19 protein-coding genes, 2 tRNA genes and 3 rRNA genes are annotated in these 20687 nt (G+C 38.2%); 2 read left to right on the plus strand and 22 right to left on the minus strand.

Annotated elements, in window-relative coordinates; genetic code table 11:
- Positions 1-2 precede the first annotated feature (2 nt).
- The gene (clpA, locus tag FJR03_RS09135) at positions 3-2204 is read left to right on the plus strand and encodes an ATP-dependent Clp protease ATP-binding subunit ClpA (protein WP_193113203.1); all 2202 of its coding nucleotides are present in this window, start codon (positions 3-5) and stop codon (positions 2202-2204) included.
- Positions 2188-2865, plus strand: coding sequence for a leucyl/phenylalanyl-tRNA--protein transferase (gene aat / locus FJR03_RS09140; RefSeq protein WP_193113204.1), 678 nt, complete (start codon positions 2188-2190; stop codon positions 2863-2865). The genes clpA and aat overlap by 17 nt, the downstream gene beginning before the upstream one ends.
- A 7-nt stretch (positions 2866-2872) precedes the next feature.
- On the opposite strand, the gene FJR03_RS09145 is transcribed toward aat, so the two are convergent.
- The 22 genes from FJR03_RS09145 to FJR03_RS09250 form a co-directional block, all read right to left on the minus strand.
- Positions 2873-2949 (minus strand) — tRNA-Thr (locus FJR03_RS09145).
- A 76-nt stretch (positions 2950-3025) separates the two neighbouring features.
- Positions 3026-3141: ribosomal RNA gene (rrf, locus tag FJR03_RS09150) — 5S ribosomal RNA — on the minus strand.
- Positions 3142-3291: 150 nt separating this feature from the next.
- Positions 3292-6178: ribosomal RNA gene (locus tag FJR03_RS09155) — 23S ribosomal RNA — on the minus strand.
- Between the two features lie 163 nt (positions 6179-6341).
- A tRNA-Ala gene (locus tag FJR03_RS09160) sits at positions 6342-6417 on the minus strand.
- A 122-nt stretch (positions 6418-6539) separates the two neighbouring features.
- Positions 6540-8058: ribosomal RNA gene (locus FJR03_RS09165) — 16S ribosomal RNA — on the minus strand.
- Together the 16S, 23S and 5S rRNA genes with 2 tRNA genes alongside form the textbook arrangement of a ribosomal RNA operon.
- A gap of 852 nt (positions 8059-8910) precedes the next feature.
- The gene (gene rplS / locus FJR03_RS09170) at positions 8911-9270 is read right to left on the minus strand and encodes a 50S ribosomal protein L19 (protein WP_193113205.1); all 360 of its coding nucleotides are present in this window, start codon (positions 9268-9270) and stop codon (positions 8911-8913) included.
- Positions 9260-9964, minus strand: a complete 705-nt coding sequence (gene trmD / locus FJR03_RS09175; protein ID WP_193113206.1) for a tRNA (guanosine(37)-N1)-methyltransferase TrmD — start codon at positions 9962-9964, stop codon at positions 9260-9262. Before trmD ends, rplS begins: the two co-directional genes overlap by 11 nt.
- Entirely contained in the window at positions 9964-10494 is a 531-nt protein-coding gene (gene rimM, locus FJR03_RS09180) for a ribosome maturation factor RimM (RefSeq protein WP_226962112.1), read from the minus strand. The genes trmD and rimM overlap by 1 nt, the downstream gene beginning before the upstream one ends.
- A complete protein-coding gene (locus FJR03_RS09185) occupies positions 10487-10726 on the minus strand; it encodes a KH domain-containing protein (RefSeq protein WP_193113208.1) in 240 nt (79 codons plus the stop codon). Before FJR03_RS09185 ends, rimM begins: the two co-directional genes overlap by 8 nt.
- Before the next feature lie 2 nt (positions 10727-10728).
- A complete protein-coding gene (rpsP, locus tag FJR03_RS09190) occupies positions 10729-10956 on the minus strand; it encodes a 30S ribosomal protein S16 (protein ID WP_193113209.1) in 228 nt (75 codons plus the stop codon).
- Between the two features lie 262 nt (positions 10957-11218).
- Positions 11219-12574, minus strand: coding sequence for a signal recognition particle protein (gene ffh, locus FJR03_RS09195; protein ID WP_193113210.1), 1356 nt, complete (start codon positions 12572-12574; stop codon positions 11219-11221).
- 149 nt (positions 12575-12723) lie between these two features.
- Positions 12724-13236 carry a YgjP-like metallopeptidase domain-containing protein gene (locus FJR03_RS09200; protein WP_193113211.1) on the minus strand — a complete coding sequence of 171 codons (513 nt, stop codon included), beginning with the start codon at positions 13234-13236 and terminating at the stop codon, positions 12724-12726.
- Positions 13233-13685 (minus strand): YaiI/YqxD family protein, encoded by a 453-nt coding sequence (locus tag FJR03_RS09205; protein ID WP_193113212.1) that lies wholly within the window; start codon positions 13683-13685, stop codon positions 13233-13235. The genes FJR03_RS09200 and FJR03_RS09205 overlap by 4 nt, the downstream gene beginning before the upstream one ends.
- A complete protein-coding gene (locus tag FJR03_RS11845) occupies positions 13660-14622 on the minus strand; it encodes a DUF429 domain-containing protein (protein WP_193113213.1) in 963 nt (320 codons plus the stop codon). The genes FJR03_RS09205 and FJR03_RS11845 overlap by 26 nt, the downstream gene beginning before the upstream one ends.
- Positions 14615-15349 (minus strand): RluA family pseudouridine synthase, encoded by a 735-nt coding sequence (locus FJR03_RS09215; protein ID WP_193113214.1) that lies wholly within the window; start codon positions 15347-15349, stop codon positions 14615-14617. Before FJR03_RS09215 ends, FJR03_RS11845 begins: the two co-directional genes overlap by 8 nt.
- Positions 15339-16514 (minus strand): lipid IV(A) 3-deoxy-D-manno-octulosonic acid transferase, encoded by a 1176-nt coding sequence (waaA, locus tag FJR03_RS09220; protein WP_193113215.1) that lies wholly within the window; start codon positions 16512-16514, stop codon positions 15339-15341. Before waaA ends, FJR03_RS09215 begins: the two co-directional genes overlap by 11 nt.
- A 3-nt stretch (positions 16515-16517) precedes the next feature.
- Complete coding sequence (locus tag FJR03_RS09225) at positions 16518-17231, minus strand: zinc ribbon domain-containing protein (protein ID WP_193113216.1); 714 nt, start codon at positions 17229-17231, stop codon at positions 16518-16520.
- A gap of 48 nt (positions 17232-17279) precedes the next feature.
- Positions 17280-18002 (minus strand): Nif3-like dinuclear metal center hexameric protein, encoded by a 723-nt coding sequence (locus FJR03_RS09230; RefSeq protein ID WP_193113217.1) that lies wholly within the window; start codon positions 18000-18002, stop codon positions 17280-17282.
- A complete protein-coding gene (locus FJR03_RS09235; RefSeq protein ID WP_193113218.1) occupies positions 17999-18562 on the minus strand; it encodes a tetratricopeptide repeat protein in 564 nt (187 codons plus the stop codon). Before FJR03_RS09235 ends, FJR03_RS09230 begins: the two co-directional genes overlap by 4 nt.
- Positions 18559-19428: a peptidoglycan metallopeptidase Pgp3 gene (gene pgp3 / locus FJR03_RS09240; protein ID WP_193113219.1), complete on the minus strand. Its 870-nt coding sequence runs from the start codon at positions 19426-19428 to the stop codon at positions 18559-18561. The genes FJR03_RS09235 and pgp3 overlap by 4 nt, the downstream gene beginning before the upstream one ends.
- Positions 19428-19880, minus strand: a complete 453-nt coding sequence (smpB, locus tag FJR03_RS09245; protein WP_193113220.1) for an SsrA-binding protein SmpB — start codon at positions 19878-19880, stop codon at positions 19428-19430. The genes pgp3 and smpB overlap by 1 nt, the downstream gene beginning before the upstream one ends.
- Positions 19880-20686 carry a 4-(cytidine 5'-diphospho)-2-C-methyl-D-erythritol kinase gene (locus FJR03_RS09250; protein WP_193113221.1) on the minus strand — a complete coding sequence of 269 codons (807 nt, stop codon included), beginning with the start codon at positions 20684-20686 and terminating at the stop codon, positions 19880-19882. The genes smpB and FJR03_RS09250 overlap by 1 nt, the downstream gene beginning before the upstream one ends.
- Position 20687: the final 1 nt, after the last annotated feature.

Consider the following 20687-nt stretch of genomic DNA (forward strand, 5'->3'; position numbering starts at 1 on the left):
CCATGATAAGCCCTACTTTAAACGATATCTTTCAAAAGTCTATACTGTTCGCAAAAGAATCACGCCACGAGTACTTAACAATTGAACATGTATTTTATCTTCTTCTTTCTTCATCGGAGGGGGCTTATATCATCGAAGCATGTGGTGGCGATGTTCTTCAAATGAAAACTGCTCTGGCAAATTACATTAAAGACAATATTGAAAGACTTCCCGAAAATGTACATCAAGAGCCGTATGAAAGTGTTGCCCTTTCACGCTTGATCGACAAAATGGTACGCCATATCCAATCAGCTGGACAGATGAGTGCCGATGTAGGTGATCTTATTGCTGCTTTATACGAGGAGGAGAACAGTTTTGCATATATGCTGTTAGAGCATTATCAAATCTCTAGACTCGATATTTTAGAGATGATCTCCCATACAGATATCAAAGAAGATATTCAGGAAGATAAAGAATCGGCATTAGAAAAATACTCTATCAATCTCATCCAAAAAGCAAAAGAGGGAAAAATTGATCCAGTTATCGGTCGCGATGATGAGATTAGACGCGTTACACAGATCTTATGTAGACGTAAAAAGAACAATCCTATCTTAGTAGGTGAACCCGGTGTCGGTAAAACTGCAATAGCTGAAGGTCTCGCACTAAACATTGCAGCAGACACAGTTCCGGAACTTCTCAAAGGCTCACAACTTTATGCACTCGATCTTGGTGCTTTACTTGCAGGAACAAAATACAGAGGTGATTTTGAAAAACGTCTCAAGGCTGTTATGGATGAACTTAAAACAAAACCAAATGCGATCCTTTTTATCGATGAGATACATACACTTATAGGTGCAGGTAGTACAAGCGGTACTATGGACGCAGCAAATCAGCTCAAACCTGCTCTGGCTTCAGGTGAGATCAAATGTATGGGTGCTACTACTTTTGCAGAATATAGAAACGGCTTTGAAAAAGACAAAGCATTAAGCCGCAGATTTACTAAAGTTGATGTTGATGAACCATCAGTTGAGATAAGTTATCGTATCTTAAAAGGTCTAAAAAAGAAGTATGAGCAACACCATAATGTTGAATACACAAATAAAGCATTAAAAACGGCTGTAGATCTTTCAAAAAGATACATTACAGACAGATTCTTACCCGATAAGGCAATTGATCTCATCGATGAAACAGCAGCGTCATTCCACCTTAAAAAGTCTCATAAAGCAAAAGTAAACGCGAAAGATATACAAAATACTATCTCGAAAATAGTTGGTATTTCAAACGGACAGGTTACAAATGACGATATCAAGCTTTTAGAAGATTTCGAAGATAAACTCAAACAGAGAGTTATCGGTCAGGATAAAGCAGTTGATGTTGTAGCCCAAGCGATTAAAATCTCTAAAGCGGGACTAACACCTGAAAATAAACCTATAGCATCATTTTTATTTTCAGGTCCTACAGGTGTAGGTAAAACTGAACTAGCACTTGCTCTGAGCCAAACACTCGGTATCCACTTTGAAAAATTTGATATGAGTGAATATATGGAGAAGCATGCACTTTCACGTTTAGTTGGTGCACCTCCCGGTTATGTAGGGTATGAGCAAGGGGGACTACTTACAGAAGCTATTAAAAAACATCCTTACTGTGTACTGTTACTTGATGAGATAGAAAAAGCTCATCCCGATCTTGTAAATATTTTACTTCAAATAATGGATAGTGCTACATTGACTGATAATAATGGCTATAAAGCAAACTTCCAAAATGTAGTACTTATTATGACTTCAAACATTACTGCAAGCTCAAGAGCAGTTATGGGCTTTAATAAAGATGATTCACTCTCAAAAGATGAGGAGTTAAAATCTTTCTTTGCTCCGGAGTTTAGAAATAGACTAGATGCCATAGTAGAGTTTAATCAGCTTTCACAAGAGATTGTTGAAGGAATTGTTGAAAAATTTATAGATGACTTAAACAGTGAACTTAAAAAGAAAAAAATTGTTGTATCGCTTGATGATGATGGAAAAAAATTCATTGCAAAATCTGCTTATTCTAAAGAGATGGGTGCAAGACCGCTTAAAAGATATATTCAAGATAATATTACAAATAAACTCAGCAATGAGATACTCTTTGGAAAACTCAAAAATGGTGGCTATGTAGATGTAACATCTAGTGCTGATAGTTTAGAACTTTCTTTTAGAGAATTAGAGACAAATGATACCGGAGCTTAATAAGTTCTCTCTAACATTCCCAAATCCAAGAGATACCAATGAAGATGGTATTTTGGCTTGGGGTGGCGATCTAAACCCTTCTAGACTACTTCGTGCCTACCAAAACGGTATATTTCCCTGGTACTCTCATGGCGATCCAATTTTATGGTGGTCACCGGATCCTAGACTTATGATGGAGCTTGACGATTTTAAACTTTCAAAGTCACTCAAAAAAAGTATGAAAAAGTTTACCTATAAGTTCGATTCTAACTTTCGTGAAGTGATGCTTAAATGCGCTTCAACTCCAAGAAGAGATCAGATGGGTACCTGGATCAATAATGACGTTGTAGAAGCATATACCGAACTTCATCATATGGGATTTGCCCATTCTATTGAAAGTTATTATAACGGAGAGTTAGTCGGCGGATTATACGGAGTTGTAGTCGGTAAAGTCTTTTGCGGAGAATCTATGTTCGCTCATATGAGTGATGCTTCAAAAGCTGCGTATGCTACACTTATTCAACATCTAAAAAAATGGGAATTTGATTTTATAGACTGTCAAGTTCCAACAAATCATCTAAAAAGTTTAGGTGCTAAAGAGGTTGCGAGAGATTATTTTCTTTATAGGTTAGAACAATCTGCTTTTGAAAATGTAAATAATAAATGGGAAATAATAGAATAAATTTTAGTGGTGCCGACACGAGGATTTGAACCCCGGGCCTGCTGATTACAAATCAGCTGCTCTAGCCAACTGAGCTATGTCGGCAGTTTTTGAAGACTACTATCCTATTGCAAAATTTTCATAAACAATTGAATGATAGAATTGAAAAATTGATCTGTTAACTAGGCAGCGACCTACATTCCCACACCTGAAAGATGCAGTATTATCAGCGATGAGAGGCTTAGCTTCTGGGTTCGGAATGGGGCCAGGCGTTTCCCTCTCTCTATAGCCACCTAGACAAGATCAAGTGTAAAAGTATTGTTTGATACTCTTACAGTTGACCTTTAAGATCATAGATAAGAAGATTAAAAAAGTTAAAGTCAACTAAACAACTCAAGGATTACTTCATTTAATGATATACACTAAATAAGGTAGTGAAGCTTTTAATGAAAAAAGACAAACGTACTATTAGTACTGGTCAGCTAAACGAATTACTTCGCGTACACATCCAGCCTATCAAGCTTGTAGTCTTCAAGCGTACTTCAGGGATTGTTCATCTTGGAGTTGGCTTCCCGCTTAGATGCTTTCAGCGGTTATCACATCCGAACGTAGCTACCCAGCTATGCCCTTGGCAGGACAACTGGTGCACCAGTGGTTCGTCCAACCCGGTCCTCTCGTACTAGGGTCAGCTCTCCTCAACAATCCTACGCCCACGGAAGATAGGGACCGAACTGTCTCACGACGTTCTGAACCCAGCTCGCGTACCGCTTTAAATGGCGAACAGCCATACCCTTGGGACCTGCTCCAGCCCCAGGATGCGATGAGCCGACATCGAGGTGCCAAACCTCCCCGTCGATGTGAGCTCTTGGGGGAGATCAGCCTGTTATCCCCGGCGTACCTTTTATCCTTTGAGCGATGGCCCTTCCACACAGAACCACCGGATCACTATGACCGTCTTTCGACTCTGCTCGACATGTATGTCTCACAGTCAGTCCGGTTTATGCCATTATACTCTACGAAGGATTTCCAACCCTTCTGAACCGAACTTTGTAAGCCTCCGTTACTTTTTAGGAGGCGACCGCCCCAGTCAAACTACCCACCAGACATTGTCCTCGCACGGGATAACCGTACGGAGTTAGCTATCAGAATATTCAAGGGTGGTATCTCAAGGATGCCTCATCATAATCTGGCGACTATGAATCAATGGCTCCCACCTATCCTGCACATGAATATCCCAATAGCAGTGTCAAGCTATAGTAAAGGTGCACGGGGTCTTTCCGTCTTTCCGCGGGTAGGAGGAATTTTCACCTCCACTACAATTTCACTGGATCCCTTGTTGAGACAGCTCCCATCTCGTTACGCCATTCATGCAGGTCGGTATTTAACCGACAAGGAATTTCGCTACCTTAGGACCGTTATAGTTACGGCCGCCGTTTACTCGGGCTTCAATTCAACGCTTCGCAAAGCTAACGCATCCTTTTAACCTTCGAGCACCGGGCAGGCGTCACACCCTATACATCCACTTACGTGTTAGCAGAGTGCTGTGTTTTTGGTAAACAGTCGGGAGGGACTCTTTGCTGCGACCCATCAATGCTTCAGAGAGTAAATCTCTTAACAAATAGGGCACACCTTATACCGAAGATACGGTGCTAGTTTGCAGAGTTCCTTAACAAGGGTTCATCCACGCGCCTTAGAATACTCATCTCACCCACCTGTGTCGGTTTACGGTACGGGCAACATTATATCTCGTTTAGAGGCTTTTCTCGGCACGACAGTATCGACGATTCTAAACGCTCTCCGAAGAGATTGTTCAGCCTGTCAGGTCTCGGATTCGTGATAAGCGGATTTGCCTACTTATCATCCTACACCCTTCGAGCCACTATTCCATCAGTGACCTCGTCTAACTCTATGCGTCCCCCCATCACTCAAACGATATAATGTCGGTATCGGAATATTAACCGATTTGCCATCGTCTACCCCTTTCGGACTCGACTTAGGTCCCGACTAACCCTACGATGACGAGCATCGCGTAGGAAACCTTGGGTTTTCGGCGAAGAAGATTCTCACTTCTTTTCTCGCTACTCATGCCTGCATGCTCACTTCCATCCGCTCCAGTACTCCTTACCGGTATACCTTCAACGCTGAATGGAACGCTCTCCTACCACTCATAGTAAACTATGAATCTAAAGCTTCGGTGTTTATCTTAGCCCCGTTATATTTTCGGCGCAGAATCGCTAGACCAGTGAGCTGTTACGCTTTCTTTAAAGGATGGCTGCTTCTAAGCCAACCTCCTGGTTGTCACAGCAACTCCACATCCTTTTCCACTTAGATAAAACTTTGGGACCTTAGCTGTTAGTCTGGGTTGTTCCCCTCTCGACATAGGATTTTATCACCCTACGCCTGACTCCCGAGGTTACACATGTAGTATTCGGAGTTTGATAGGGTTTGGTACCGCGGTAAGCAGCCCTAGCCCTGTCAGTGCTCTACCCCTACATGCTAATGCTCGAGGCTATACCTAAATATATTTCGGAGAGAACCAGCTATCACTGAGTTTGATTGGCCTTTCACCCCTATCCACAAGTCATCCCGTGACTTTTCAACGTCAATGGGTTCGGTCCTCCACTGGCTCTTACACCAGCTTCAACCTGCTCATGGATAGATCACTCAGTTTCGGGTCTGCAGCATCTGACTATGTCGCCCTATTAAGACTCGCTTTCGCTACGGCTTCTCGTTCGATTAACCTTGCCAGATACCACAACTCGCAGGCTCATTATGCAAAAGGCAGTCCGTCACACATTAAAATAGTGCTCCGAATGATTGTAAGCCATAGGTTTCAGGTTCTATTTCACTCTGCTCACCGCAGTCCTTTTCACCTTTCCCTCACGGTACTTGTTCACTATCGGTCTGGTAGTAGTATTTAGGGTTGGAGGGTGGTCCCCCCATATTCAGTCAAGATAACACGTGTCCCGACCTACTCGTTCCTTAGTCTAGTACCACATAAATGTTTTCGCTTACGGGAATATCACCCTCTATGTTCACACTTTCCAGAGTGTTCGGCTAACAAATATGCTATCACTAAGCGCCCTAATCCAATTTCGCTCGCCGCTACTTTCGGAATCTCGTTTGATTTCTCTTCCTTCAGGTACTGAGATGTTTCACTTCCCTGAGTTCGCCCCCCGTAGGGTAACATGAATCACTCCATGCTGGGTTGCCCCATTCGGAAATCCCCGGATCAAAGCTTCTTGGCAGCTCCCCGAGGCTTTTCGCAGCCTAGTACGTCCTTCATCGCCTCTACCAGCCTAGGCATCCACCTATGGCCCTTAATATCTTTTATTCTAATTCGCTTCACTACCTTATTTAATGTATCTCTACACTAAACTCAGTAGTCCTTGTAATTGTAGTTATTTAGTTGTTGACTTTAACAATGTTAATTTAATGAACTTAGACTTACGTCTAATACAAATCTTTAGATAAAAACTTGTATTAAACGTAAATAATGGTGGAGAGTAGCGGGATCGAACCGCTGACCTACTGCGTGCAAGGCAGTCGCTCTCCCAGCTGAGCTAACCCCCCATCAATAATATCAATGATCTCAGATCACTGAAAACTAAGCAAGAAGAGACAAGAAATAATACTTTTTTAGTTCGTGAGAACTTATTTGCGACTATGAAACGAATCATATCGCTTTACTCTAGAAAGGAGGTGATCCAACCGCAGGTTCTCCTACGGTTACCTTGTTACGACTTCACCCCAGTCGCTAATTCCACCGTAAGCGGTAGCCTCCCGAAGGTTAGCTTCCCGATTTCGGGTGAAATCAACTCCCATGGTGTGACGGGCGGTGAGTACAAGACCCGGGAACGTATTCACCGTAGCATTGCTGATCTACGATTACTAGTGATTCCAGCTTCATGCTCTCGAGTTGCAGAGAACAATCCGAACTGAGAGACGCTTTATGAGATTAGCTCCACCTCGCGGTATCGCAACTCTCTGTACGCCCCATTGTAGCACGTGTGTAGCCCTGGCCGTAAGGGCCATGATGACTTGACGTCGTCCTCACCTTCCTCCTCCTTGCGAAGGCAGTCTCCTTAGAGTGCCCAGCCGAACTGCTGGCAACTAAGGACGAGGGTTGCGCTCGTTGCGGGACTTAACCCAACATCTCACGACACGAGCTGACGACAGCCGTGCAGCACCTGTTTTCAAGCTCCCCGAAGGGCACCACTCTATCTCTAGTGTGTTCTATCAATGTCAAGGCCAGGTAAGGTTCTTCGCGTATCTTCGAATTAAACCACATGCTCCACCACTTGTGCGGGTCCCCGTCTATTCCTTTGAGTTTTAATCTTGCGACCGTACTCCCCAGGCGGAACACTTAATCTGTTAAGTGCATCACCGAAGTAACTAGTACCCCGACGACTAGTGTTCATCGTTTAGGGCGTGGACTACCAGGGTATCTAATCCTGTTTGCTCCCCACGCTTTCACGCCTTAGCGTCAGTAATGTCCCAGCAGATCGCCTTCGCTTTCGGTATTCCTAGTGATATCTACGGATTTTACCCCTACACCACTAATTCCATCTGCCCCTTCCATACTCTAGGCTACCAGTTTCAAGTGCAGTTCTACAGTTAAGCTGTAGGATTTCACACCTGACTTGATAACCCGCCTACGCGTCCTTTACGCCCAGTGATTCCGAATAACGCTTGCACCCTCCGTATTACCGCGGCTGCTGGCACGGAGTTAGCCGGTGCTTATTCATATGCTACCGTCATTTTCTTGACATATAAAAGGAGTTTACACACCGAAATGCGTCATCCTCCACGCGGCGTTGCTGCATCAGGGTTTCCCCCATTGTGCAATATTCCTCACTGCTGCCTCCCGTAGGAGTCTGGTCCGTGTCTCAGTACCAGTGTGGCGGATCATCCTCTCAAACCCGCTACCCGTCATTGCCTTGGTGAGCCGTTACCTCACCAACTAGCTGATAGGATATAGGCCGATCCCTTAGCGAAAAAACATTTCCCTTCTTAACTTATGAAAAGAAGGAGTATCCAGTATTAATCACCGTTTCCAGTGGCTATCCCGGTCTAAGGGGCACATTACCTATATATTACTCACCCGTGCGCCACTCGTCAGCAGGAAGCAAGCTTCCTCTGTTACCGTTCGACTTGCATGTGTTAAGCACGCCGCCAGCGTTCATTCTGAGCCAGGATCAAACTCTCCATAATTGAATTGTTTAATCTTTAGCCCAAGATTTAAAAATCATTGGCTTTATCTTAAAGTTATCTACTAACCTATTAAAAGTTAATAGACGGTTGTTGTATTATTAGTTATTATCTCAAGCTCTCGCTTGCTTAGTTTTCAATGATCTCAAACGTTAATCAGTAGCTTCAACTCGAAGTACCTCTGACCCTCTTTCGATGGCCTCTCATCGTTTGTGGACGGGAATTATAGGAGAATATTCCTTATAGTTTTCTTAATATATGGAAAACTTTTTCACTTTTTGTTTTTTTTCTAAAAAAAGTAATTTTCTTCTCAGAAACAACTCTTTTAAAGCCCTATTTCTCAACAATTATTAATATTGTGATTTTCTATTCACTGTCACAATAAATGTTGGAAGTTTATATTGTAGTACTATTTTCATGAACTGAAAATGAATTTTTCAACTTACTTATTAAGTGTTATATTTGTTCAATTCTAAAACAATTTACTTATTTATATAGATTCATATAAATAATCACTATATAAATACTAGTATATATAAAATTGAAGTAAGTTCAATATAGATTTTCTACTATGTTAAAACCAAACTATATATATGTTCAATAATTATAATTCTTATATATAGATTAATGAGTACAAAAGATATATGAGAAAAGAAGATCAATAATTCATAGTCTTTCTTATTACATTAGACAAACTTTTCATATGATTTATATATTTCTATATTAGTATAGATAAAATAAAGGAAACTATTTTCTAAAAAATTAGTTTGTTAAATTCTAGAGATAAAGTTGATTTGAATTTTGATGATTTAAAATGTAGGTTAAAAAATTAAAAGAAGTGGGAACTTAGAAGAATTATTTTCTTCTAAGCTCTTTAATACGTGCAGCTTTACCAGCTAGGTTACGTAAGTAGAAAAGTTTCGCACGACGAACACGACCGCGACGAATAACTGTGATTTCATTGATAGAATCAGTGTAGATTGGGAAAATTCTCTCAATACCAACACCGTTAGCACCAATTTTACGTACAGTTACAGTTTCACCTGTACCTTGACCACGTCTTGCGATACAAACACCCTCGTAATTTTGAACACGAGTTTTGTCTCCCTCTTTAATAGTTACTGCTAGACGAACAGTATCACCAGCACGAAAATCTGGAATGTTTTTGTCAGCGATTTGTGCTTTTTCAAAGTTTTCTATGTACTTATTTCTCATAAGATTTCCTTGTTTTATGCTTTAACAGCTGCTCAGGTCTGAAAAATTTAGTCTTAGCTTCAGACAAGGCGAATTTTAGTGAGCGAATTTTACTATGATTTCCCTTTAAGTATTCTGATGGAACACTTATTTGCTCATATGTCTGCGGTTTTGAGAAACTTGGTGCTTCTAGTAATTCAGTCTCAAAGCTTTCAACTTCAAGTGATTCACTATTCCCAAGCACGCCTTCAACATTTCTAGCAGTAGCATCACATATAACCATTGAGGCAAGTTCACCTCCGGTCAGTATGTAATCACCTATACTAAAAACTTCATCAGCGTATTTCTCAATAACCCTCTCGTCAATCCCTTCATAGCGTCCACTCACAAACGCTACATGTGATTTTTTCGCAAGTCTTTTCGCATCGTTTTGCGTAAAAGGTTTTGCAACCGGAGTTAAAAACACAATATGAACATCTTCATCTTTTTTTTGCAGATCCTCTAAACAGTCGTAAAGTGGTTGAGGATTCATTACCATCCCTGCTCCACCACCAACTGCAGTATCATCTACTTTAAGATGTTTATTTTTTGAGTAATCTCTAGGGTTTAGATACTCAATATCTAAAAGTCCCTTTTCGATCGCTCTTTTTAAAATTGAGTCACCGAAATAACCCTCAATCAAATTTGAAAAAAGGGTTACAAAAGTAAAAGTCATTATGAAGCTTCTAAGATATCAATCCCACCACTTACAGTGATTTTTTTGTTATCTATATCCACATCTTTTTTAAACGGTTCTATAAAAGGGATTAAAAACCTTTTTGAACGTCCCTCTTTTACCAATGACTCATCAGTGTCAACTACTAAATAGTTTGTAATATTTAGACGCTGTACTTCGTACACTTTACCTAAAAGCTTTCCATCTTCGAAAACTTTACAATCTTCTAAATCAAACCAAAAATACTCACCATCTTCAAGATGACAATTTTTTCTAGTATCTTCATAAGTTGTATAAAGTTTTGCGTTTGTAAACTTTTTTGCATCTTCGGGATTGCTAATATTGTTAATCTTAACAAGACCCTTCTCTAAATTTACGTCACTAAGAACAATTTTGTCATTCTTATTGATAAAAAAACTTGCTCCTGATACAAACTGTTCAGGAAAGTCACTTTGGATATGTAACTTCATATCACCTTTAATACCTACAGTTTTACCTATAGTTGCGATATGTAGTAGTTTTTTATTCAATTGGTTCGACATTTATTCTGTAACTCACACCATCTTTAGCTTTACAGCCAGAGATAACAGTTTTAATAGCCCCTATCATCTTTCCGCTTTTACCGATAAGTTTACCGATATCTGCTTGGTTTGCATAAAGAACTATCTCTGTTACTTCGTCGCCTTCAATTACTTCAACTCTTACATTTTCAGGATGTGAAGCTATAAGTTTCGCAAATTGTGCGACAAAATCAGCTATCATGATTATCTACCAGTAATCTTTTTAACGCGATCACTCATTTTAGCACCAACGCTTAACCAGTAATCTAATCTTTCGTTATCAACTACTAGAGTTTTCTCTTCGTTCATTGGATTGTAGTGTCCAATTAACTCGATCCAACCACCATCTCTACGTTTACGGCTGTCAGTTACCGCGATACGGTAAAATGGTCTTTTCTTTCTTCCCATACGAGTAAGTCTAATTACTGTCATTTGTTTTCCTGTGTTTTATTTTTACCTATTACTGGTTAAATCTGTGCAAGTATAAAAGTATTTAAAAGGGGAAGTTTTATTGTAGGTTCTTTATATCTAAAGAAATAAGTATCTTCCCTCTTAAACATCTCTATAGTTGGATGTACACATTTAACCAGTATATAGGTTACAAATTTTCTTATCACAGAGGTATTGTTTAAGAAAATTTTTTGAACTGGAATTATAGCCAAATAATTTATAAATAGCAAATTCCAGTATTATATTATCTAGGTATTCCGCCTAAACCGCCGGGGCCACCCATTTGTCCCATCATAGACTGGAGCTGTTTCATACCGTTTTTACCAGAAAACTTCTTAGCCATTTTCCCGGCATTTTTAAATTGCTTTATCATACGGTTCACTTCAACAACTGTAAGTCCACAACCGTTAGCAATTCTTTGTTTTCTTGAGTTATTTAACAGGTCAGGGTCTTCTCTCTCTTTAAGAGTCATCGAACTAACCATTGCTTTTATATTTTTTAATTCAGAGGAGTTATCAAAATCAAAATCTTTGATAGCTTTACTCATTCCACCCATACCTGGAATCATCCCCATGATAGAACTCATAGAACCCATTTTTTTCATAGATTCCATCTGCTCTAAAAAGTCATTGAAGTTAAACTTCCCTTTTTGGATCTTTTTCGTTAATTTTTTTGCTTGTTTCTCATCGATAACATTTGCAGTTTTCTCCGCAAGTCCTTCAATATCTCCAAGACCCATTAAACGGTTAACAATACGTTCAGGTAAGAAAACTTCCAAGTCTTCCATTTTCTCACCAAGACCGATAAATCTTAGAGGTACTTCTACTTGTGATGAAAGTCCAAGTGCTACCCCACCTTTAGAATCACCGTCGTATTTTGAAAGGATAACACCGTCAATACCTATCTTCTCTTTAAATGTAGTTGCCGTTCTTACTGCATCTTGACCAGTTAAAGAATCTGCTACGTAAAAGATCTCATCAGGAGAAGCTACTTTTTTAACATTTTCAAGCTCTTCCATAAGCTCGTCATCAATAGCTAAACGTCCAGCCGTATCTATCAGTACTACATCGTAGATTTTAGAGTTTGCATATTCTAATGCTGATTTTACAACTTCTACAGGGTTTTTAGTCGCTTCATCTTCGTAAAGTTCAACTTCGATCTGTGTTGTGATCTGGCGTAACTGCTCAACCGCTGCTAAACGCTGTAAGTCAGCTGCAACAATTAAAACTTTTTTCTTTTTATTTTTAAGATAGTTTGCAAGTTTACCGGTAGTTGTTGTTTTACCAGAACCCTGTAAACCAGTCATTAAGATTACTGTCGGAGGATTCGGTGCAAATACAAACCCTTTATTGCCGCCAACTTCAAGAAGATCTGTTAACGTCTCGCGAAGTGCTTCAAGGAACTGATCTTTTCCAATCCCTTTATCTTTTGTACGGTATTCAACTTTAGTGATTAACTCTTTTACAACTTTATGATTTACATCCGCTTTTAGTAAACTTTTTTTCAGCTCGTTTAATGCTTTAGATAATGCTTTTTCATCATCATGAAAACGGATCTTTTTTATTGCGCTTGTAAAACTATCTGTTAAAGTACCAAACATTGTATTCCTTCATACATAAAAAAATTCTTGTTATATGATATATGTAACGCTCAGACCAGAGGGAGGATTTGTCGTTGCAGATATTATATAACAAGAATTCTCACAAAATTTTCGGGGATTATAGCAAAGGAGTGCTTTTTCTTTGCTTATTAATTCCAAGAGGTTATTTTCCCGTTTAAATCTATTTGTGTAAGGTAAAGTCTTAGATCAAATTCCACTTGATGGTACTCTTGAAACATATGTTCACATAGTTTGTAAAAAGCCTTATTGTGCTCTTTTTCTTTAAAATGAGCAAGTTCATGAACAACTATCATTTGTAAAAACTCTTGGGGTGCATTTTTAAACAGTGATGATACACGTATCTCATTCTTTGCTTTGAGTTTTGAGCCTTGTACACGAGATATAAAATGGTGTGTCCCCAAAGCATTATGTATAACATTGATTTTTCCATCATATACTGCTTTAGAAAGTGGAGCTGTTTTTTTCATATACTCGTTTTTCATCTCTTGCACATATGAAAACAAGGCCTTATCGTTTTTATAGCTATGAGCTATTGGGTACTTACTCGTTAAATAGCTCTCCAATTTGTTTGCATCTATAAGTTTTTGTACCTGCTGTTGAATAGCTTGGGGATAATGGTTTATATATTTTAGTTTTTTCATTTTGTAGCTTTCGTTAAAAAGGCATTGATCTGGTTTGCAAAAAGTTCGGCATCTTTACTGGAAAATGGCTTAGGCCCTTTTGTTATTTCCCCACTCTCACGAATCTTCTCCATCAAATTTCTCATTGCTAGATACTGCTTAATATTATCGACACTATACAGTTCCCCTCTATGATCTATTGCATGAGCATTTTTGGAGATTGTTCTGTCTGCTAAAGGAATATCTGCTGTGATCACCAAGTCTCCTTCTTCTAACATCTCTACAATTTTATTGTCAGCTTCATCTGCTCCTACATCTACGATCATATACTCAACAAGATTTGACTTACCTATATTTATCTTTTTATTTGCAACAACAATAGTTTCAATCTTTAAACGCTCGATCTGCTTTAAAAGTATAGGTTTCAGCAGATTTGGAAAAGCATCACCGTCTACATATATTTTGAACATCAATCAACTCCAGTTTTTCTTGTCGGCTTAGTTGCTTGATCGCATATTCCCGTTTTGTAGCATCTACCCTGTCGTCACAATTTTCATAGTAAACAAGCTCCACAGGTCGTCTTACCCTTGTATATTTTGCACCCTTGGCTGAATTGTTGTGCTCATGCAGCCTACGCTCTAGATCGGTTGCTACACCTGTATACAGAGTGTCATCACTGCATCTTAACATATACACTTTCCATTTACTAATAGGTGTAACAAATGTATCGACATTGTCTACTTGATAAAACTTAGCATCATTGTACTGACAATACCACATAGCATAACTACAAGTGAGCGAATCCAGCATATCCTCATAGTCTTTAACGCTCTGCCCTTTTAACTCTGCAACATCTTGTTTTAAAAGAGGATGGCTATGAAACTCTTTGAAAAGGTATTTTTTATAGATATTCAGCTGCTCTTTAATAAACTCACTGCTTCGCCCTTTTTTTCTTTTATAAGGAAGTATTTCGTGGTTATGAAAACACATTGCTATGGTAGAGTGAGTATAGACTTCGAAGATAACCTTATTGTGTTTGAAATCTCTTTGAAATCCCTCTTTGCTTAGCTTTTCAAAAAGTTCTATGCTTCTAATTTTTGGAGAGTATTTACTAAGGAGTTTTTTATTTGCAGGAAGCATTGAGATTTTGTACTTTGCAAAATCTTTATTAAAGTTTTTTTCGATCTCTCGGTTCCCGGTTTCATTTGGAACAACGAGTGGGGCATCTACACCAACATAAATTTTATGATCTTTATATTGTAAGATTGCTTGAATTATTTCATCAATTGACTTTAGAAGCTTAAGCTCTATAATTTTAAGTTTTTTTCCTTGAGGCTTTGCGACACAAAATCCGGAGAGATTTTTCTCTCCCCAGGCGAGGTCTATCCCCACATAGATACTATTCAAAGTGAATAAAAGCCTTAGGTTCAGGAGATACAAACTCCATACCAAGAAGTTTCACTTTATGAGCGTGCAGCATTACTCTTTTTGCACGACGACCGCCGTATTGCTCATCACCGATAATTGGATGTTCAATATATCTGGCATGGACACGGATCTGGTGTGTACGTCCATGATGGATAATAACTTTTGCTTTTGTTTTTTTTGCACTTACCGCTTCAGGATAAAACTCTGTAATTGCAGGTTTTCCTTTTCCTGAAACGTTTGAGTATGCTTTATTGTTTTTCTTTTGCGTAACAATCGGTTTATCTACTGTTACAGGTTCAGCTAAAGTTCCTTCTAACCAAGCAATATACTCTTTATATACTTTGTCTTGTGCAAATTCTTTAATCGCTTTTTCACGAAACTCTTCATTTTTTACAAGCATCAATACACCACTTGTTTCACGGTCAAGTCTATGAAGCAGTCTTGCTCCTTTAAACTGACGCTCTAACTCATCAGAGTTTACATAAGCCGGTTTATCAACAACCACAATATCATCATTTTCAAAGATTATTTTCGGCTTTTCAACTTTCTCTATACGAAAAATTGTTTTAACATCAATCTCACCACGAGCAATCATAACTTTTTTATTTCCAACATAAACAAGTCCGCGATCAATCATTGACTTGGCTTGAGAATTTGAGATCCCCTCTTGCTGTGCTACGAGTTTATATGCTTTTTCAGTTGCCATCGTTTTTTATTTCCTTTATTTTGTCTATAACTTTTTGCAAATCTATCTTCTCTTCAACCATTGAAGGGGGAAGCTCACTTGCATTTTGAAGTGCTTTTAAAATTTCATCACTCTCTACATACTGTACATGATGTACATATTTAAAAAGCTCTTTTTGATGAAAAAAATGTTTTCCGGTAATGATTTTACACCCAAAATGTGCCGGTTCAAGAGGATTATGTCCACCTACATCTGTTCTAAATGCACCACCTAAAATGGCAATATCACTTACAGCATAGATGTTATTTAACTCCCCCATCTTATCGACTAGGATCATATCACTACTAAAATTTTGTGTCTCAGAAAATCTCTCTAAAGAAAAACCATGCTTTTGTGCTTGCTCTTCCATCAGTTTGTATACACTATCAAAGCGTTCAGGATGACGAGGAACAATAATAAGCTTTGCCTCATTTGTTTTACGATACTCAACAAATGCTTCTAGTATGCTTTCCTCTTCTGTAGGATGAGTACTTCCTCCTACTATAACTTCACATTTCGGTTTAGTATACTCTTTAGTACTCGTTATCTCACCTGCAAGTTTTATATTGCCTATTACTTCTATGTTGTTAGCACCTAAAGCCAAAAATCTGTTTTTATCTACCTCGCTTTGTGCATAGATAATCTCTACGCGTGAAAGCATCTTTTTATAAAACCAAGCAAACTGTAGATAACTTTTTACACTTTTATCTGAAATTCTTCCGTTTAAAAGAATTATTTTTGCACCCTTATTAAATGCAATTACAAATAACAGGTACCAAAACTCAGCTTCTAAAACCACTAAAACTTTTTGTTTTTTTATCCAAAACGGTAAAAATATCTCATAAGGTAAATATCTTACCTCTGCCCTATATTTTTTAGCTTCCTCTTGACCCGTGTGTGTAATCGTAGTGATACACACCTCTTCATCCAACTCTTTTAAAATAGGTTTTAATGCTCTTGCCTCACCAAGGGAACATACATGAAACCAAATTTTATCATTTGAGTTAAAACGGGGATTTTTAAAAAGAAAAAAACGGGCTGGAATAGATTCTTTGTATTTGTATTTAAATGTTAAAACAAAAAGAAGTGGTAGCGCTATAATATATAGCACTACACCTAAGATGTAGTAAATAAGAGTAAACGGCAAAGCCTACTCTTCGCTAGCTTTCACGTAAAGGATACGACCACAGTGTGGACATGTAGTGATATCTTCTCCACGAATTACGTCAGAGTATACTTTATCTCCAATCACCATATGACAACCCATACAAGCTTGCTCTTCAACAGGAACTACAGTTGTATTTTTTGCCCAACGACGAATTTTTTGATAGAAAGCTAAACCTTTTTGGTTTATCTCTGAAAGTAGTTTTTCTTTTTTCTTGAAAACTTCTTGACGATCAGCATTGATTTTTGCAAGCTTTTCATCAACTTCAGCTTTTACACTCTCTAAAGAAGCATTTAACTCTTCTAAAGTTACTTTAGACGATTCGATCTGCTCTTTTTTAAGTTCAATAATTTTTTCTAAACGCTCAATTTCTTCATTTGCGAAAGTGATTTGCTCTTTTGCAATCTCCTCTTCTAGTTGGAGTGATTTCATTTCACGTTCAGTTTTTACTTCAGCAGCTTTTTTAGCATTCTCTTCAAGTTTTGCTGAAAGTTCAGCGAGGTGAAGTTCATTTTTTGATTTTTTTACTTCTTCCTCTTTAATTTCATTTGTTAGGTTTTCAATATCAGATTCGATACTGCTAGTTTTTGCAAGTGCAGCATCGTACATATAGTTAGCTTCTTCTATCTGAGGCTCAAACGCATCGATCTCTTTGTCCACTATTGAAAGATCGATAAGTTGTTTAAGGTGCTTATTCATTGGGGTCCTTTAGGAGTTTTACTTCTACCATTTTTTCTAAAAACATACTTAAATATATGTAAATGGATTTTCTGATGACGCAATTATAACTTTTAAACCTAAATTTTTCAAATGTTTCGCTAAAATTTCTGCAAAAAAGTGTTCACTTTCATAATGTCCAATGTCGATCAGAGATAAATTTATACTTTTTGCTTCCATTGCATCATGATATTTGACATCACCTGTTAAAAAACAATCTGCACGTAAACTTCTCATCAGTGAACATCCCGAACCGGTTGTGAGAGCTGCCGTTTTTACCTCATCTGAACATTTTACACATTTTGCAAACTTCAATCCTAACGCAGAAGATATTTTTTTCGCGAATGTATCAAAATCTTCATTCACTTCTAAATATGCTACAAAGCCATCTTTTTCTTTGATCTCATATCCTAAAATTTCAGTCGCCACATATTCGTTAAGATGAGTCTGGTCGAAGTTTGTATGCATCGCTATATTTGAGATGTTCTTTTGGATCATCTTTTGGATTAGGTTTGCAGGGTATTTACTAAATTCGAGCTGTTTTAATCCTCCAAATATGATCGGATGATGGGTAATAAGCAGAGTGTTTTCTTCGAGTGAATCGATCAGTGCTTCATCAACGTCTATGCTAAGTGCTACTGTTTTTATGTCGTGATTGAAATCCCCTACTAAAAGCCCTGAGTTATCCCAAGATTCTTGAAGTTCAAATGGTGAGAGTTCATTTAAAAAGTCGTAAATTTCTAAAACTTTCATGATATCTTTTCCAGCTCCTCTCTTGCCTCTTTAAAATCACTGTCTAACTCTAACGCTTGTTGATACATCTCTTTTGCATCTTCAAACTCTTCCATATCTACAAGGAGGTTTCCGTAGTTGTAGTAAGTGATAGGATTTTTGTCGTTAATAAGTAATGATGAATCAAGATGATATTTTGCTTTTTCAAAGTTACCTTGTGTTCTGTATGCAGAAGCGAGTGCCTGATGGATAGCAGGAGAGTTATCATCTAATTTTAGTGTATCTTGATAATACTCTATTGCCTCGTCAACTCTCTCTTGCTGCATTAAAGCGTACCCTATTTTAAATAGTATCTCTGCATTGTTCGGCAATTTGTAATTAGCCTCGCTGTAGATAGCAAGCGCTTTTTGAAAATCACCGTTTTGCATCTCACGGTCGCCTTGAGAAAGGAGAGATTCTATCCTGTCTGTTTCTCTTTGATCGCTATCTTCATCGATATCTTTAAGTGTTTGAATATGTTCGTAAATTTTAAATGCAAAAAATGCCGAAGCTCCGAGCATCAATAGTTGAAAAAAAGTCAATTGTTATCCTTTAAAATTTGTGTATTGAGTAGTGAAATCATTTGCAGAGGATCTACTTGTACACCGTTAATGCGTGCTGAAAAGTGAAGATGAGGCCCAGTAACTCTGCCACTTTCCCCACTTAAACCTATCACCTGCCCTTTTTGTACCAGTTGTCCCTCTTTCACATCAAACTTACTCATATGAAAGTAACAAGTGTATATCCCATAACCATGATCGATAAGTACAGTACCGCCTGAATAAAATCTTTTTGCTACTAGTGCAACTTTACCGTCATTACTTGCTTTAATAGGTGTGCCAACTTTTGCACGAAAATCTGTTCCGCTGTGATACCCTTTGAGTGAACCGTTATAAACTCTCGCTTTTCCAAAATCCGATGTTATTTTACTCTCTAGAGGCATATCAAAAGGCTTCGTAATATAAAGCTTCGGTGTCACGGTGTTATAGATCTGCATTGCCTTATTGTACTCTTTGGAGATTCTTGCTTGTACCTGTTTTGATTTTGGATTTACTTTTGAGCTGTCTACATGAATCTCTTCATGTTTATATATACCCGTTCTCACATCTAGAAAAAGAAGGGTTGATTCTTCCTCTTTCCCTTGAAGATAGTTTACATAAAACTCTTTCGACTCTGCCTTTTCATAGTAACTCACAGGCAAAAGAGCAAAACAACACTCTTTGTCTACAGGTGAATTGACAATAGGAAACTTTTTCTTTCCAAACGTAATGTTTTCATATTTGATTCCATCTTGCTTTGAAAAAGTTATAAGTGCCGTCTTACCGTTTTCAACCTCGTTATCAATACTACGTACCTGGATAGCAAACAGATTAATAAAAACAAATGTTAAAAGCAGTAATATACGCATTAATAATCCTTCATAGCACGAGCGATATCTCTTTTTTGATCTTTGGCTTTAAGATCGTGACGCTTATCGTGAAGCTGTTTCCCTTTTGCAAGTGCTATCTGTATTTTAACAATATTTTTAGCATTAAAGTAAAGCTGCAAAGGCACTATAGTATAACCTTCACGCTCAATCGCTTTTTGGAGTTTCGCCAACTCTTTTTTATGTAACAGAAGCTTACGAGTTCCACGCTCCTCATGTCCGTAAAAATGGTGCGTAGTATCAAGTCTTCCTATATGGGCATTAAATAAAAACGCTTCATTTTTTACAAAACGTATAAAGCTGTCTTTTAAATTCACTCGCCCGGCACGAATACCTTTTACTTCACTGCCCGATAGAACAAGTCCCGCTTCAAACTTTTCCTCGATAAAATAGTCATGATACGCTTTTTTGTTTTTTGCGATCGTCTCGCCCATTACTTTTCTTCTCCTGAATTTACTTCTTGTACTTTAAAAAAGCTGCTTCCGCTACCGCTGAAAAAATAGCCTTGTCTATAATGTTTTTTTAATTGTGGGTACTCTTGAAGTGCCGGAGCAAACAGGTCATTTGCCTCTGTTGCACTTAGGCTCTTTAAAACATCTTTAGAGTTTAACTCTTTTAACTCTTGTGCACGAAACCCGTCTACTGGTTCGTAAAAATTTTCTCTATAAGCTGTATATACCTTAGGTGTAGAGATCTTTACATCGGGAGTATACACATCAAATTTGAGTAACTCCTCCTCAAAAGGCTCAACAATCTCACCGATACCGCCTACATTTGCACTGTCATATCCATAAATAAAAAACGGCACGTCTGCACCAACCTTTAATCCTATAGTTGCTAACTCATTCAAACTCAGACCTAAGTCTAAGACACCGTTACACATCTTTAAGTATGTTGCGGCATCACTGCTGCCACCACCTAAACCTGCAAAAGCTGGGATATTTTTCTCTACTTTAATAGCATGGGTCTGCATCAGCTTTTCGAGCGAAGCTGATTTTGTATACTCTTTAAGTGCTACGTATGCTTTATAGATCGTATTTTGTGACACTTCACAATCAAAGTCACCTATAATCTTAAACTCATTCATTTTTGCATCGAGTTCTGACTTTGAAACAAAAGAGAGCTCATCATAAAGATTATCCACACGCATAAAGCGAGAGATGATCTCATGGTAGTTATCTCTTTTGCCTGTAATTTTTAGAAAAATATTTACTTTAGCATACGCTTTATATTTTTTCATC

Source organism: Sulfurimonas marina (assembly GCF_014905095.1).
In the GTDB taxonomy this organism is placed as follows: domain Bacteria; phylum Campylobacterota; class Campylobacteria; order Campylobacterales; family Sulfurimonadaceae; genus Sulfurimonas; species Sulfurimonas marina.

Excerpts from the sequence above, each read along its gene's own strand:
- clpA (WP_193113203.1), top strand. The coding sequence starts at position 3 with ATGATAAGCCCTACTTTAAACGATATCTTTCAAAAGTCTATACTGTTC.
- aat (WP_193113204.1), top strand. The coding sequence starts at position 2,188 with ATGATACCGGAGCTTAATAAGTTCTCTCTAACATTCCCAAATCCAAGA.
- rplS (WP_193113205.1), bottom strand. The coding sequence starts at position 9,270 with ATGAGAAATAAGTACATAGAAAACTTTGAAAAAGCACAAATCGCTGAC.
- trmD (WP_193113206.1), bottom strand. The coding sequence starts at position 9,964 with ATGACTTTTACTTTTGTAACCCTTTTTTCAAATTTGATTGAGGGTTAT.
- FJR03_RS09185 (WP_193113208.1), bottom strand. The coding sequence starts at position 10,726 with ATGATAGCTGATTTTGTCGCACAATTTGCGAAACTTATAGCTTCACAT.
- rpsP (WP_193113209.1), bottom strand. The coding sequence starts at position 10,956 with ATGACAGTAATTAGACTTACTCGTATGGGAAGAAAGAAAAGACCATTT.
- ffh (WP_193113210.1), bottom strand. The coding sequence starts at position 12,574 with ATGTTTGGTACTTTAACAGATAGTTTTACAAGCGCAATAAAAAAGATC.
- FJR03_RS09200 (WP_193113211.1), bottom strand. The coding sequence starts at position 13,236 with ATGAAAAAACTAAAATATATAAACCATTATCCCCAAGCTATTCAACAG.
- FJR03_RS09205 (WP_193113212.1), bottom strand. The coding sequence starts at position 13,685 with ATGTTCAAAATATATGTAGACGGTGATGCTTTTCCAAATCTGCTGAAA.
- FJR03_RS09215 (WP_193113214.1), bottom strand. The coding sequence starts at position 15,349 with ATGGCAACTGAAAAAGCATATAAACTCGTAGCACAGCAAGAGGGGATC.
- FJR03_RS09225 (WP_193113216.1), bottom strand. The coding sequence starts at position 17,231 with ATGAATAAGCACCTTAAACAACTTATCGATCTTTCAATAGTGGACAAA.
- FJR03_RS09230 (WP_193113217.1), bottom strand. The coding sequence starts at position 18,002 with ATGAAAGTTTTAGAAATTTACGACTTTTTAAATGAACTCTCACCATTT.
- pgp3 (WP_193113219.1), bottom strand. The coding sequence starts at position 19,428 with ATGCGTATATTACTGCTTTTAACATTTGTTTTTATTAATCTGTTTGCT.
- smpB (WP_193113220.1), bottom strand. The coding sequence starts at position 19,880 with ATGGGCGAGACGATCGCAAAAAACAAAAAAGCGTATCATGACTATTTT.
- FJR03_RS09250 (WP_193113221.1), bottom strand. The coding sequence starts at position 20,686 with ATGAAAAAATATAAAGCGTATGCTAAAGTAAATATTTTTCTAAAAATT.